Genomic DNA, 14,081 nt, shown 5'->3' on the forward strand with positions numbered 1-14,081 from the left:
CGGAGGTGGGCGGAGGGCTGCGGTGATGACCGGAGGCCGGGGCGCCGTCCGGGCTCGTCGTTCCGCGCGTTCAGCGTCCGTAGCGTCCGGCGAAGCGCTCGATCGCCTCTGTGGTGACGGGGCTGAAGACGCCCACGAGGTTCTGGTCGGGGTCGCGGAGGAAGAACACTCTGTTGCCCCACGGCATCAGTGCCGGCGCGGCGACGAACTCCGTGCCCAGTGCGGCCAGACGGGTGTACTCGGCGTCGACGTCGTCGACGAGGAACTCGAGGATCGTCGACCTGTTGGCGCCCGCCTCGGCAGATCCTGGTGCGAAGAGCGGCACCGTGGCGGTGCTGCCGAGCGCGAGAGCGGCGGTCGGGGTGAGGATCTCTGCGAAGGCCGGCGCGGGGCGCACGGCGGGCGTGCCGGTGAGCTGCTCGTAGAAGTCGACCATCGCGTCGAGGTCGTCCGTGATGATGCGGGTCGATACGAAGGCGGTGGCGTGGGAAGTCGTCATGGACGTGACCGTAGAACCGATGCAGGTCAGAACCTGTCCGTTGATCGTCGGTGCGTCAGCTCGTCCGGACCGACGGCTCGTCGTCGGATGGGTGGGGCCCGAGCGGGTCGCAGGAGCGGTGGGTTGGCGGGCCTGTCGCTCGACTCTCCGCTCAGAGCGCGCCGAGCGCGCGGGCCACGGGCACGGCGCTCGCCGCCGCCCACGCCTGCGGACGGCACGAGGCCGGATAGGGGAGGGGCGCGGAGACCTCGTCGGCGCTCTGCCCGCCGAACAGCTCGGGAAGCCGCTGGTCGAAGGCGTCCGCCGCCCGCAGCAGACCGCGCGCGAGCACGCGCGCCTCGTCCTCGAAACCGGCGCGGAGCATGCCGCGCAGGATGTACCCGGTGTCGTGCGTCCACACGCTGCCGCCGTGGTACCGCAGCGGCCCGAACCCGCCGTTGTCGGTCGAGAGGGTGCGGATGCCGAAGCCCGAGAACAGGGGCCGGTCCATGAGGCGGCCGACGACGATCCGCTCCTGGTCCGGATCCAGCAGGCCGGTCGCCAGCAGATGGCCCATGCTCGAGGCGACGCCGTCGACCGGGCGCTCGGCGCCGTCGAGGGCGAGCGCGGGGTAGGGGCCGCGTTCGTCCTCGCACCAGAAGCGCGCGTGGAAGGCCGCGCGCAGGCGGGAGGCGAAGTCGCGCAGACGGGTGGGGAGTTCATCGGCTGACGGGCGGGTGCTGCGTTCGAGCAGGTCGGCGGCGTGCAGAGCGGCGGCATAGGCGTAGCCCTGGACCTCGGCGAGGGCGATCGCGCCGGTGGCCAGCGACCCGTCGGCGCAGCGGATCGAGTCGCCGGAGTCCTTCCAGCCCTGGTTCGCCAGGCCGTGGCCGCTCTCGTCGATGTACTCGAGCAGACCGTCGCCGTCGGCGTCCGTATGCTCGAGGAGCCAGCGGGCGGCGGCCTCGAGCTGCGGATGCAGCTCGGTGAGCACGGCCGGGTCGAGGCCGGCCTCGAGCGCGTCGTGCAGGAGCTCGATCCACAGGGGCGTCGCGTCGATCGTGCCGAAGTAGACGGGCGGCAGATGGCCCTCGGCCATCTCCATGCCCTGGGCGCGGACCTCGTGGAGGATCTTGCCGGGCTGCTCGGCGGTGTCTGTCACGGTGCGGGTGCCCTGCATGCTCGCGAGCGTGCGCAGGGTGCCCTCCGCGAGCGCGACGTCCACGGGCAGGGCCAGCGAGGCGGCGATCAGCGAGTCGCGGCCGAACAGCGTGAAGAACCACGGGGCGCCGGCCGCGGCGAAGCTGCACGCCGGATCCCCCGGCACCTGCAGGCGCAGCGCGTCGAGGTCCGCGAGGGAGCGGACCAGCAGGTCGCGGACGGCCCGACGCTCGGGGTCCGCATCCGGCCCGACGGCGAGCGGGAGGCGCCGGGGCTCGGCGGCCTCGAACGGGACGTCCGGGTCGGTGAGCGCGAGCTCCCAGTCCGCCTCGGCCGTTCCGCGCGCCGGTGCTTCGAGGACGCAGCGCCAGGTGATGACGGGCCCGTCGGCCTCCGGGACAGTCGTGCCGGTGCCGGTGCCGGTGCCGGTGCCGATGCTCGCGCGGAGCACCGTTTCGCCCCGCTCACCGATCGGCCACCGTGCAGCGCCGTCCCGGATGCGGGCCGCGGGGCGGTCGGGGGCCTGCGCGAGCATCAGACGCGGGTCCTTGACCTGCGACATCGTCGCGCCGTCGGTGACGAGCCCGAGGCGCAGGGACAGGGTGCGCGGGCGGTCGTCGTCGTTGCGCAGGCGCAGCGTCTCGCGGATGCCGCAGCCGGACGCTGTGCGCGTGCGCTCGAGGACGACGAGCGGGTCGCCCGGCAGGTCGGGCGCGGTGACGACCCCGCGGAACACGGTCTCCCGAGCATTGCGCGTCTCGGCGCGAAGGGGCGAGAGAGCAGGGTGCTCCTCGTCCTCGTCCGCGGCCTCGGCAGCGTCCTCGACCTCGCAGACCAGGTCGGAGACGACACGGGTGTCGCCGAGATAGATGCCCTGCGCGCCGACGCCCGTGATCGTGCCGTCGGGCGCAGACCAGGCCTGCAGCGGAGCGCGCAGCACCACGGCGAGGTCGTGGAGGAACGGCTGGTGGCCCTCGACCTGCCGCGCCGCGGACTGCGGACGCGCGGTGGAACGGCGCGGCTCGGACGGGCTCGGGGAGGACGGAGGCGTGCTCACCGCCTCATGCTTGCACGCACGGTCCCCTTGCGCCCGGTGAATGCGCGCCCGCGATCAGTCCAGCGCCTGCTGCCAGAACGCCGCCTCCATGCGAGTAGCCGTGCGGAAGATCCTCTCGAGCCGCGCCCGGCGGCGGGCGGGAAGGTCGCCGCCGGCGAGGTCGTCGAGCCGCGCGGCGGCCACGGCGGCGCTCGCCTGGAACTCCTGCCCCGCGTACTCGGCGATCCACTCGCCGTAAGGATGCTCGACGCCGTCGGCGAGGCGCGGCGCGAGCGCGGTCCCGATCTCCGCATAGCCGATCGCGCAGGGCGCGAGGGCGACCTGCAGGTCCAGGGCGTCCCCGGCCATGCCGGTGTCCAGGACGAAGCGCGTGTAGGCGACGGTGCCGGGCTTCTCGTCGGCCGTCTCGAGGACTTCCTGGTCGATCCCCCAGGAGGCGGTGAGCCGCACGTGCAGAGCGGTCTCGGTGACGATCGCGGTCAGGGAGTCCGCGGCCGAGCGAATGCCCTGGAGGCTGTCGGCCTTGTACGCGGCCAGGGCGTTGGCCCGCGCGAACTGGAAGAGGAACAGGTAGTCCTGGACCAGGTAGTCCTGGAAGGCGGCCAGGGGGAGCGTGCCCTCGCCCAGCCGCGTGACGAAGGGATGGTGGACGTAGGCGTCCCAGTCCTCGGCGGCGGAGGCCTTGAGCCGGTCGAACAGGGAAGGTGCGCTCATGCCGACGCCCCCTCGGGGGCCGTCTCGTAGGCCGCGTCGAAGAAGTCGTTCTCGAGCCGGACGGTGCGCGTGAAGAAGCTGCGCACGCGCTCGGGGTCCTCGATCTCGGCGGCGTCGAGCTCTGCGCGCAGGAAGTCCACGAGATCGCGGAAGCCGGGACCGTCGTGCAGGGAGATCCACTCGGCGTGGACGAAGCTCTCGGGCAGGGGCGAGGTCGCCCGGCTCGCCCAGTCCAGGTAGAGCCATTCGGTGACCAGCAGGACCGCGAGGATCGCGGCGTGGTCGCGGGTCTCCGCGGCCTCGCGGAACACGTGGAGGAAGCCGTCGGTGGGTGCGGTGTTCGGGATCTGTGCGCGCTGCTCCTCGCTCACCCCGAGCGCGTCGAGGGCCCGCAAGAAGTACGTGTTCTCGTCGCCGGCGACCTCCCCGGCGAAGCGCGCGAAGCGCAGCCGGGCGGCGGGGGTGCGGGCGGTGGCCAGCGCGGCGCCGATCAGCTGCAGGAAGGCGTCGAGGAAGCGATGGTCCTGCACCAAGTAGCGCGCCATCACCTCGTCCGAGATGGAGCCCGCGTGCAGCTCGCGCACGAAACGGTGGCCGACGGCGCGCTCCCACGCCTGGGCGTGCTGGTGGCGCAGGGACGCCGTGAAGGCGGCGTCCTCGGTGAACGGACGTGGGGCAGGTGTCATGGCGGCAATCCCTCCGCGAGTACGAGCTCGATCAGGTTCAGCGGGTGTGTTCTCAGCCCTGGTCAGGGCACCCCGTGCACGTGCGAGGCTATCGCCGCCGCGCCCATCGGACACAGTCGTCCCGCGGCGTGAGAGGGAGCGGGACCCTCGGGAGGGCGCCGCGGTCTACGCTTCGCAGCATGCTCGGACTCCTGCGCAGGCGCTCCGGTGCGCTCGCGATCGGGGCGCTCGCCCTCGCCGCCGTGCTGTGCATCCTCAGCGGCGGGCTCCCTTCGCAGGATCTCGCAGCGCTGATGGCGCGGGTCGCGCCCGTGCTCGGATTCGTCCTCGCGATCGCAGTGCTCGCCGAGCTCGCCCGCGAGGCAGGACTCCTGGACGTGATCGCCCACGGCCTCACCGTCCTCGCACGCGGACGCACCGCGGTGCTGTGGTGCGCCGTGTGCGCGCTCGCCGTGGTGTGCACGGCCTTCTTCTCCCTGGACACGACGGCGCTGATCATGACTCCTGTGGTCGTGCTCACGGCCCGGCGCGTCGACGTGCCCGCGGTGCCCTTCGCCCTGGCCACGGTGTGGCTCGCGAACACGGCGTCCCTGCTGCTGCCGGTCTCGAACCTCACGAACCTGCTGGCCAGGGACGTCCTGGGCGGGGGCACGGCGGCCTTCCTGTCCCGCAGCGCGGCGCCGACCCTGGTCGCGATCGTGCTGCCGGTGGCCCTCCTGGCCGTCGTCCATCGCCGCGACCTGCAGGGTCGCTTCCGGGCGTCGCCCGCCCCGCAGATCCGCGACCGCGCGCTGCTGCGGATCAGCGGATGCGTGGTCGTCGTGCTGCTGCCCCTGCTCGTGGTGGTGCCCGCGGTGTGGATCCCGGCGGGCGCCGCCGCACTCATGCTGCTGCTCGCCTTCGCGCTGCGGCGCCGCGAGGCGATCGGAGCGCACCTGGTGCCCTGGCGTCCGCTCGCGATCGCCCTCGCCCTCTTCGTGCTGGTCGAGACCGCGCACGTGCAGGGCGCGACGTCGTTCGTGCTGCGCGCGGCCGACGGCGGCACGGGGCCGATGGGGCTGCTGCGCACGGCCGGCACCTCGGCGCTCGCGGCGAACGTGCTCGACAACCTCCCCGCCTTTCTCCTCCTCGAGCATCGCGCGGGGGACGATCCCGCCTCCACCATGGCCCTGCTCATCGGTGTGGACGTAGGTCCTCTGATCACCCCGTGGGCATCGTTGGCCACGCTCCTGTGGCATCAGCGGATGCAGGCGATGGGCGTGCGGATCCCCTGGGTGCGCTTCATGGCGCTGGGCGCGGTCGCGGTGGTGATCACGGTGCCCCTGGCGACTCTCGCGCTGGCCGTCCTGGAATGAGCGGGCGTGTCCTCAGGCGGACCCCAGCTCGGACAGCAGACGCTCGGGGATCCGGTCTCCACCGTCGACCTGGGCCACGAGATCGCGGTCGATCCGGCTGCCGCGCCGGACGATCGTGAGCGTGCCGCGGACCTCGAGGATCACCAGCTCCACCTCGTCGAGGGCGAGCACCCCGCTCACGCGCAGACGATCCAGCAGCATGCCGCGCGTCAGCCTGCTGCGACGCAGGCCGGCCGCGACCGGCTCCCCGTCGACCATGACGACGACGGGACGCGTGCGCCGCAGGAGCAGGGGGACGCGGCGGAACCTGCCCGTGACGTACTCGAGGACCACCAGGGTGCTCAGCACGACGATCGCGCCGAGCATCGTCGGGGATTCGCCGAGGGTCGCGCGGGCGGTGATGCCGCCGACGACGGCGAGGACCACGAAGCTGCCGGCGCTGGGCCGGGCCATCAGGCGCGGGCCGATCACCTGCATGAGCAGGGAGAAGAAGCCGTACAGCACGATGGTCGAGGCGACGACGCCGAGGACCGCGCTGCCGCTGATCCCGACGTAGTCGCGCCAGATGAGGTCCCAGTCGATCATGGGGCCATTGTCGTCCCTCGGGAACCACGCCTCACGACTCACGACTCACGCCTCGCGCGCGGCGAGCGGGATCCGTCCTCCCGCGAGCACCATCTCCACCTGGCGCGGCGAGAGCCGGTGGTGCACGGGGACCTCCCGGTCCCCGATCCGTGCGGTGAGGTCCGTGCCGGCCTCGAGCGCCGCGTGGACGCCGTCGATCTCGACGAGATCGCCCGCGGAGATCCGGTCGTGGTCCTCGGGGTCGTCGAACTCGAGGGCGAGGATCCCGAAGTTCGCGAGATTCTGCCAGTGGATGCGGGCGAAGGACACCGCGATGACCGCCTTCAGCCCCAGGTAGCGGGGAGCGATCACGGCGTGCTCGCGCGAGGAGCCCTGCCCGTAGTTCTTCCCGGCGACCACCACGTGGCCTCCCGAGTCCTTCGCCTTCCCGGCGTTCGCGGGATAGTCCGGGTCGATGCGGGTGAAGGTGAACTCGGAGATCTTCGGGATGTTCGAGCGGTAGGGGAGCACGCGCGAGCCGGCGGGCATGATCTCGTCGGTCGAGACGTCGTCGCCCATCACCAGGATCACGGGGGCCCGCAGATCGTCGTCGATCGGCGCGAACTCGGGGAGGGAGGAGATGTTCGGCCCCTTCACGAGCTCGACCTCGCGGGCCTCCTCGAGCGGCAGCGGCGGCTGCAGCATGTCCTCGATGCGCGCGAAGACCTCGGGGAGCTGCGGGTGCGGGGCCGGGATCCCGAGCGAGTCCGTGAGCGTGCGCGGATCGGTGATCCGTCCGGTCAGCGCCGCCGCGGCCGCGGTCTCGGGCGAGCACAGCCACACCGAGTCCTCCTCGGTGCCCGAGCGGCCCGGGAAGTTGCGGGGCATGGTCCGCAGCGAGTTGCGTCCGCTCGCGGGAGCCTGCCCCATCCCGATGCAGCCCAGGCATCCGGACTGGTGGATGCGCGCCCCGGAGGCCACCAGATCGGTGAGCCAGCCGCCGGCGATCAGGTCCGCGAGGACCTCCCGGGAGGTCGGGTTCACGTCGACCGAGACGGCCTCGTGGGCCTGGCGACCGCGCAGGGTCTCGGCGAACGCGGCGAAGTCCCGCAGTCCGGGGTTCGCCGAGGAGCCGACGACCACCTGGAACACGTCCTCGTCCTCGACCTCGGCGACGGGACGCACGTTGCCGGGGGAGGAGGGCGCGGCGATCAGCGGTTCGAGGGCGCTCAGGTCGATGTGCTCGGTGACGTCGTACTCCGCGCCCTCGTCGGCCTCGAGGCGCGTGAACTCGTCACCGCGGCCGACGGCCCGCAGGTAGTCGCGGACGGCGTCGTCGGCGGGGAAGACTGTCGCGGTCGCGCCGAGCTCGGCGCCCATGTTCGCGATCACGTGCCGGTCCATCGCGGTCAGCTGCGCGAGACCCTCGCCGTGGTACTCGATGATGCGGCCGACGCCGCCGCTGACGCCGTGGCGGCGCAGCATCTCCAGCACCACGTCCTTGGCGCTCACCCAGTCAGGCAGCTCGCCGGTGAGCTCGACGCCCCAGACCTCGGGCATGGCGACGTAGAGCGGCTGGCCGGCCATCGCCATCGCGATCTCCAGGCCGCCCACGCCGATCGCGAGCATGCCGAGTGCGCCCGCGGCGCAGGTGTGCGAGTCCGAGCCGATCAGCGTCGCCCCCGGGCGGCCGAAGTGAGCCTGGTGCACCGGATGGGAGACCCCGTTGCCCGCCTTGGAGAACCAGAGGCCGAAGCGCCGGGCGGCCGAGAGCAGGAAGAGGTGGTCGTCGGGGTTCTTCTCGTCCGTCTGCAGCAGGTTGTGGTCCACGTACTGCACGGAGAGCTCGGTGCGGATCCGGTCCAGGCCCATGGCCTCGAGCTCGAGCATGACCATCGTGCCGGTCGCGTCCTGGGTGAGCGTCTGGTCGACCCGCAGGCCGATCTCGCCGCCCGGCTCCATGTCGCCCTCGACAAGATGGGACGCGATGAGCTGGTGTGCGACGGTCTGGGCTCGGGTGATGTCCACGGTGCTGTCCACGATGCTGCCCTCCAGGGATCGTGGTCCGCCGTCGGTCCGACGGTGGACCTCTTCCGAGCGTAGGCCAGGTGGCGCGGGGGCAGGGTCGGGCGACGAGCACGAAGTGGCGATCGGGCGAACTCGGCGTGCACTTATGTGCGAGCTACGCGCACAACAGAGCGCCGTTGCTACGGTGACGACGGTCACTGCGAGACCGCTGATGCCGCGGCGCGCAGTCGTGCACGAACGATGGAGCTCCACGGAGAGGAACCACTCTGAGATGAGCCTCGAAGCCCCCGCCCTCCCCGCTGATCGCGCCCCAGGATCGGCGGCATCCGGGCTCGGCCCGCTCCCGCCGCAGCGACTGGCCGCCCGCCGCCGGCGCAGACGCCGCGGCTACGCGCTGTTCGCGCTGTTCGCCTTCCCGAACCTCGCGCTGATCGCGGTCTTCGCCTACTGGCCGATCATCGCGAACCTCTACCTCAGCCTCACCGACTGGGACTTCATCTCGCCCCAGCCGCTGTTCATCGGGCTGACGAACTACACGTCGATGCTCGCCTCGCCCTCGTTCCACAAGGTCCTGTGGGTCTCCGTGGTCTGGGTCCTCGTGGTCGTGGGGATCAGCCTGCTGCTCGGCGTGCTACTGGCCGCGCTGTTCTCCAAGAAGCTGCGCGGCACCCCGGTCGTCACCGGCGTGGTGTTCGCGCCGCACGTGGTCTCCGGCGCGGCGATCGCGGTGGTGTGGCTGTTCATCTTCGACCCCAACTACGGGCTCGCCCGGGTCGTCTTCGACCTCTTCGGCGCCCAGTCGCCCAGCTGGACCACCGATGCCCACTGGGCGCTGCCCGCCCTGCTGATCGTCTCGATCTGGAAGGGCGTCGGCTTCGTCTCGATCGTGTACCTGGCAGGGATCCAGGGGCTCCCCTCGGACGTGCTCGAGGCCGCGAAGCTCGACGGCGCGAGCGCGTTCCAGAGCTTCACGCGGGTGATCCTGCCGCTGCTCTCGCCCACGACGTTCTTCCTGGTCATCACGCAGACCATCGGGGCATTCCAGGCCTTCGACCTGATCGCGGTGATGACCAGCGGGGGGCCGGCGTCCTCGACCACCACCCTGAGCTGGTTCATCTACGAGCAGGCGTTCCAGCGCTCGAACGTCGGCCTCTCCGCGGCCGCGGGGACCGTCATGTTCGTGCTGCTGATGATCATCACGGCCTTCCAGTTCCGGTTCGTCGAGAGGAAGGTGCACTACTGATGGCGACCTCCGTGTCCTCCCGGACCGCCTCCGGGGACCTCGACCCGTCCACCGCGCAGGATCCGTCGGCCCCGGGCCCCGTCGGCCGGAAGGGGGCACCGCGCCGACGCCGCGGGTCCCTCCGGCGCAACTGGTGGGGCTACCTGCTGCTGATCGCCGTCGGTCTGGTCTTCCTGATCCCGCTGTACATGCTGCTGTCCACGTCCTTCAAGGCGAACAGCGACATCTACACCTGGCCCATGAAGTGGCTGCCCCGCAGCCTCACGTTCGAGAACCTGCGCGAGGCCTGGCGCATCGCGCCCTTCGGGGCCTTCATCAAGAACTCGCTGATCGTGACGGTGGTCGGGGCCGTGCTGAAAGTGGTGCTCGCGATCTTCGCGGCCTACGCCTTCGCCTTCCTCCCGTTCCCCGGCAAGAAGTGGCTGTTCGTGGTGATGCTCGGTGCCCTCATGGTCCCCGGGCACGTGACCCTGCTGGTCAACTACCTGACCATGGGCAACCTGCACCTGATCAACACCTACGCGGGTCTGATCCTTCCCGGGGTGGCCTCGGCATTCGGCACCTTCCTGCTGCGTCAGCACTTCATGTCGCTGCCGGACGAGGTGTTCGAAGCGGCGGAGGTCGACGGTTGCGGTCATCTGCGCCGGCTGGTCTCCTTCGTGCTCCCGATGTCCGTGCCCGCCGTCGCCACCGTCGCACTGGTCGCCGTGATCGACGAGTGGAACAACTTCGTGTGGCCGCTGATCATCACGAACTCGGTGAACATGCGCACCCTGCCGATCGGCCTGATGTACCTGAAGTCGAACGACGGCGTGACCAACTGGGGCGTGCTCATGTCCGGCACCCTCATCGTCGTCCTGCCGATGCTCCTGGTGTTCCTGTGCGCGCAGCGCTACATCGTCACCGGCCTCACCGGTGCCGCCGCCGGCAACGGGCGCTGAGCCGGAACCGATCGTCGAAGGAGAGACATGCCGATCCATCCTGCGGGCCGCGCCCCTCGCCGCGGCCTCCGCCGACCCGCCCCATCCCGTCGGACCCTGCTGGGCGCCGGCCTGCTGGGCGGGGCGATCCCGCTCCTCTCGGGCTGCTTCGGTCTCGGGGAGACCGACGGCCTCGTGCTCGAGCAGCCGGCGGGCGACGTCCCCGAGAAGTACCGCGACCGTCAGCGCGTCGTCATCTGGAGCGCCTACACGGCGCACAACGCCGAGGTGATCCAGGCGAACCTCGATGCCTTCCACGAGGCGCAGGACGACATCTTCGCGGAGGTCCAGATCTTCGACAGCTACGACGGCGTCGAGTCGAAGCTCGCTGCGAGCATGCAGGCGCGCCAGGTCCCCGACATCGCCGTGTTCAGCGACGTGGTCTGGAACCGCTTCTACCTGGCCGAGGCGCTCGAGCCCCTGGGCGGCTACTTCGATGCGGACTTCGGCACCGACAGCTTCGACGAGCGCTTCCTGAAGGAGGGGACGGTCAAGGACGAGATCTGGTGGCTGCCGTTCGGCCGCTCGACCCCGCTGTTCTACTACAACCGGGAGATCTTCGAGGCTGCCGGCCTGCCCGATCGCGCCCCCGAGACCTACAGCGAGTACCGCGACTGGGGGAAGGCGGTCGGCGAGGTCGAGTACAAGGGCAAGAAGGTGCCGATGCGCGCCTACGTCGGCGGGGACGACTGGTACTTCCAGGGGTCTATCTGGGCCTTCGGCGGCGCCTACTCCGACGGGCTCGACATGCGCCTGACCACCGACGCCTCGATCGCGGCGCTGGAGTACGACCGCGCCTTCATCCACGACGACGGCTCCGGGTACCTGGCGGCGGACGCGACGGGCGACTTCTCCTCCGGTGCCTGCGCCACCGCGATGCAGTCCACCGGATCCCTCTCCGGCATCAAGGAGGCGGCGACCTTCGACTTCGGGTGCGGATTCCTCCCCCGGGAGAAGGACGCGGGAGTGCCGACGGGCGGCGGAGGGATGTCGATCCTGCGCTACGCCTCGGCCGAGCGGAAGCAGGCCGCGTGGGAGGTCATCAAGTTCCTCAGCACCGGGCAGCGCACGATCGACTGGACCCTGGGCAGCGGCTACGTGCCCTGCACGAAGGATGCGATCGAGTCCGACGAGGTCGCGAAGCTCGCGGCGCAGGATCCGCGGTACAAGGTCGCCCTCGACCAGCTGGAGATCTCGCGCGAGCCCGACATCGTGCGCCGTTACGTGCCCGAGACCCTGGTCGAGGCCATGAACGCCATCCAGTCGGTCTACTCGGCCGGCGAGAGCGCCGAGAAGGTGCTGACGCGGATGGAGAAGGAGCTCGAGCCCGCGATCGACCGGGTTCGGGAGAAGTTCGAACGGAGAGTAGGGACGGATACATGACCGGCATGCTGATCGTGGGCCATCGCGGCGCGATGGCCCACGCCCCCGAGAACAGCCTGGAGTCCTACGCGCTCGCCGAGGAGGCGGGGGTCGACGAGATCGAGCTCGACGTCCGCCTGAGCGCGGACGAGCAGCTGTTCCTGCTGCACGACGCGACGCTCGACCGGACGGCGGGCGCGGACTCCGCGCGGGGGCTGGGGCCCGCTGGCGAGCTGACCATGGCGCAGCTGCAGGCGGCAGTGCTCGATTCGGGACGCGGGGTGGTCTCCCTCGCGGAGATGTACGACGCCACGAGCACTGGCATCCAGCTGGAGATCAAGGCGCCGGAGACCGTGCCCCACCTCGCTCGGTTCTTCGCCGAGCATCGGGCCGACGCCGAGCGGACAGTGCTCATGAGCTTCCAGGAGGATGCCCTGCGCGAGGCGGCGCGGCTGATGCCGCAGGTGCGCCGCGGGGTGATCCGCAAGGACCTCGCGACGGCCGAGGGCTTCCCCGGCGGCTGGCAGGGCCTGGTCGAGCACACCCGCGCCCAGCGGCTCGCCGTCGGCCTCGAGGGCCTCACGGCAGAGGCTGCCGCGCAGATCCGCGACCAGGGCCTGGAGCTGCACGTGTGGCCGATGCGCTCGCTGGAGAACATGCGTGACGCGGTGCGCCTGCAGGCCGACGGCACCACCTCGGACGATCCCGCGCTGGCGATGCAGTGGCTGCGTGAGGTGACGGACGAGCAGGCGTCGGCGGACCGGCAGGAGCCGGCGGGACGGGCACCGGGCGCGTGAGCGGTTCTCCGCCGGAGCGGCCGGCCGCGTCGGCCTCCACGATGCCGCTGGACCAGAAGATCCTGCACGTGTACGTCGCCCTGCAGAACCTCGCGCAGGGTCGGACGGTCAACGAGATCGCCGAGGAGATCGGGAAGTCCCGCTTCGTCACCGCCCGCATGGTCCGGCGCGCACGGGATCTGGGCCTGGTCGAGGTCCGTGCGGCGGTCGCCGACCCGATCGACGTCGCCCTCTCCGCGCGGCTCGCCCAGCGCTACGGACTCCGGTCCGCGCTGGTCGTCGCCACGCACTCGGACCGGGACCCCGAGGCGCGGGAGGCGATCGCCGCGGTCGGGGCGCGCTTCATCCGGGAGACGGTCCAGGAGGACGACGTGCTGGGGTTCACCCCCGGGCGCACGCTCGTGCAGGCCTCTCAGCAGGTGGAGGAGCTCCCCAGTGCCGACGTGGTCCAGCTGACGGGCGTCGGCTGGCCGCGGCTGGGGGACGGCGTCGAGGTGATCTCCAACATCGGCCGTGCGACCGGCGGAGCGACGTACCCGCTGTACGTCCCGATCCTCATCGAGCCCGAGGAGGTCGCGATCCTCCGGCATCCGATGATCCAGCAGGTGCAGCGCCGCTTCGCCCACGTGCAGAAGGCGTTCCTGACCATCGGCGGCTGGCCCGACTCCTCGCTGCTGGCGCGGATCCTGGAGGAGAAGGGGGAGCGCGAGCGGTTCGAGAAGCGCGGGGTCGTCGCCGAGATCGGCACCAGTTTGCTCGACATCGACGGGGCCAGCGTCGACGGCCTCGGGGAGCGGTTCACCGGCATCCCCGAGGACCAGCTGCGCCGGGTGCCTCTGCGCGTCGCCATCGGCGGGGGAGAGGGCAAGCATCGTGCAGTGCTCGCGACCCTCCGATCAGGGCTCGCCCATGTCGTCATCACCGACGTGCGCGCCGCGGAGCTCGCCCTGGAGGCCGCGGAGAGGTGAGAGCGGTTCCGGCGGCCCGGCCCCTCGCCGCCCGCTCCCTCCGCATCTCCACCCGGTTCTCCACCCGCGGGCGGTTCGCCCAGGACGGCGCGTGGCGAAGGATCGAGTCATCGGCCCGCGGAGGCCGGCCACCCGATCCTCGGAGGAGATCATGAACGCCTCGTCAATCCCCTGGAACGCCCTGCTCGAGGGCCTGATCGTGCTCGCCGCGCTGGGCCTCATCCTGTACCGGCAGCTGCAATGGCGAGAGGTCGCCAGGATGCAGCGGCTCGGCGGGATCCTCAGCGTCGTGGGCGCGGTGATGGTTCTCCAGCAGCTGCGGCAGTCCCAGATCGACCCGGTCACGCTCGGATACCTCGTGCTGACGGCCGTCTTCGCCGTCGGTGCCGGGCTGGTGATGGGCCTGGTCAGCACCGTGCGGACCGGTGCAGACGGCTCGCTCGAGATGCGCGGCGGCTGGTGGGGTCTCGCCCTCTGGATCGCCTACATCGCGGTGCGCGTGGGGATGTCTCTCGCCGTCGTCGCGCTCTCGGGATCGCAGAGCTCCCGGACCACCGGGCTGATCCTGCTGTCTGTCGGGCTCGCCCGCCTGGTCAGCTCGGCCGTGGCGACGCACCGTCCCCGCAGCGCCGAGAACCTCACCATCGTGCACGCGGCGACCAGGTCATAGGATCGCGCGGGTGATCTC

General features: G+C 71.3%; 13 protein-coding genes and 1 riboswitch. Of the genes, 7 read left to right on the forward strand and 6 right to left on the reverse strand.

Annotated elements, in window-relative coordinates; translation table 11 throughout:
* Nucleotides 1-70 precede the first annotated feature (70 nt).
* The 4 genes from ACFQ53_RS05110 to ACFQ53_RS05125 form a co-directional block, all read right to left on the reverse strand.
* On the reverse strand, nt 71-499 hold the full coding sequence (locus ACFQ53_RS05110) for a VOC family protein (RefSeq protein WP_377856261.1): 429 nt from the start codon (nt 497-499) through the stop codon (nt 71-73).
* Nucleotides 500-650: 151 nt separating this feature from the next.
* Nucleotides 651-2,696, reverse strand: a complete 2,046-nt coding sequence (locus ACFQ53_RS05115; protein ID WP_377856263.1) for a glycogen debranching N-terminal domain-containing protein — start codon at nt 2,694-2,696, stop codon at nt 651-653.
* 54 nt (nt 2,697-2,750) lie between these two features.
* Complete coding sequence (locus ACFQ53_RS05120) at nt 2,751-3,410, reverse strand: TenA family protein (RefSeq protein WP_377856266.1); 660 nt, start codon at nt 3,408-3,410, stop codon at nt 2,751-2,753.
* Entirely contained in the window at nt 3,407-4,096 is a 690-nt protein-coding gene (locus tag ACFQ53_RS05125) for a TenA family protein (protein WP_377856269.1), read from the reverse strand. Before ACFQ53_RS05125 ends, ACFQ53_RS05120 begins: the two co-directional genes overlap by 4 nt.
* A riboswitch (TPP riboswitch) is annotated at nt 4,087-4,181 on the reverse strand. (Overlaps the previous gene by 10 nt.)
* Nucleotides 4,182-4,275: 94 nt before the next feature.
* Between ACFQ53_RS05125 and ACFQ53_RS05130 the strand changes: the two genes are divergently transcribed.
* A complete protein-coding gene (locus tag ACFQ53_RS05130) occupies nt 4,276-5,451 on the forward strand; it encodes an SLC13 family permease (protein WP_377856272.1) in 1,176 nt (391 codons plus the stop codon).
* A 12-nt stretch (nt 5,452-5,463) separates the two neighbouring features.
* Here ACFQ53_RS05130 and ACFQ53_RS05135 read toward each other — a convergent pair whose 3' ends face one another.
* Both ACFQ53_RS05135 and ACFQ53_RS05140 read right to left on the reverse strand, forming a co-directional pair.
* On the reverse strand, nt 5,464-6,036 hold the full coding sequence (locus ACFQ53_RS05135; protein WP_377856275.1) for a DUF421 domain-containing protein: 573 nt from the start codon (nt 6,034-6,036) through the stop codon (nt 5,464-5,466).
* Between the two features lie 45 nt (nt 6,037-6,081).
* Nucleotides 6,082-8,043: an aconitate hydratase gene (locus tag ACFQ53_RS05140; RefSeq protein WP_377856278.1), complete on the reverse strand. Its 1,962-nt coding sequence runs from the start codon at nt 8,041-8,043 to the stop codon at nt 6,082-6,084.
* A 271-nt stretch (nt 8,044-8,314) separates the two neighbouring features.
* Between ACFQ53_RS05140 and ACFQ53_RS05145 the strand changes: the two genes are divergently transcribed.
* The 6 genes from ACFQ53_RS05145 (at nt 8,315) to ACFQ53_RS05170 (ending at nt 14,063) form a co-directional block, all read left to right on the forward strand.
* Complete coding sequence (locus ACFQ53_RS05145; protein WP_377856281.1) at nt 8,315-9,286, forward strand: carbohydrate ABC transporter permease; 972 nt, start codon at nt 8,315-8,317, stop codon at nt 9,284-9,286.
* On the forward strand, nt 9,286-10,227 hold the full coding sequence (locus tag ACFQ53_RS05150) for a carbohydrate ABC transporter permease (RefSeq protein ID WP_377856284.1): 942 nt from the start codon (nt 9,286-9,288) through the stop codon (nt 10,225-10,227). The genes ACFQ53_RS05145 and ACFQ53_RS05150 overlap by 1 nt, the downstream gene beginning before the upstream one ends.
* A 27-nt stretch (nt 10,228-10,254) precedes the next feature.
* Complete coding sequence (locus ACFQ53_RS05155; RefSeq protein ID WP_377856288.1) at nt 10,255-11,649, forward strand: ABC transporter substrate-binding protein; 1,395 nt, start codon at nt 10,255-10,257, stop codon at nt 11,647-11,649.
* Complete coding sequence (locus ACFQ53_RS05160) at nt 11,646-12,425, forward strand: glycerophosphodiester phosphodiesterase (protein ID WP_377856291.1); 780 nt, start codon at nt 11,646-11,648, stop codon at nt 12,423-12,425. Before ACFQ53_RS05155 ends, ACFQ53_RS05160 begins: the two co-directional genes overlap by 4 nt.
* Nucleotides 12,422-13,393 carry a sugar-binding transcriptional regulator gene (locus ACFQ53_RS05165; RefSeq protein ID WP_377856294.1) on the forward strand — a complete coding sequence of 324 codons (972 nt, stop codon included), beginning with the start codon at nt 12,422-12,424 and terminating at the stop codon, nt 13,391-13,393. Before ACFQ53_RS05160 ends, ACFQ53_RS05165 begins: the two co-directional genes overlap by 4 nt.
* A 151-nt stretch (nt 13,394-13,544) precedes the next feature.
* Complete coding sequence (locus ACFQ53_RS05170; protein WP_377856297.1) at nt 13,545-14,063, forward strand: hypothetical protein; 519 nt, start codon at nt 13,545-13,547, stop codon at nt 14,061-14,063.
* Nucleotides 14,064-14,081: the final 18 nt, after the last annotated feature.

Origin of the sequence: Brachybacterium sp. NPDC056505 (genome assembly GCF_042794925.1) — a bacterium.
GTDB lineage: Bacteria > Actinomycetota > Actinomycetes > Actinomycetales > Dermabacteraceae > Brachybacterium > Brachybacterium kimchii.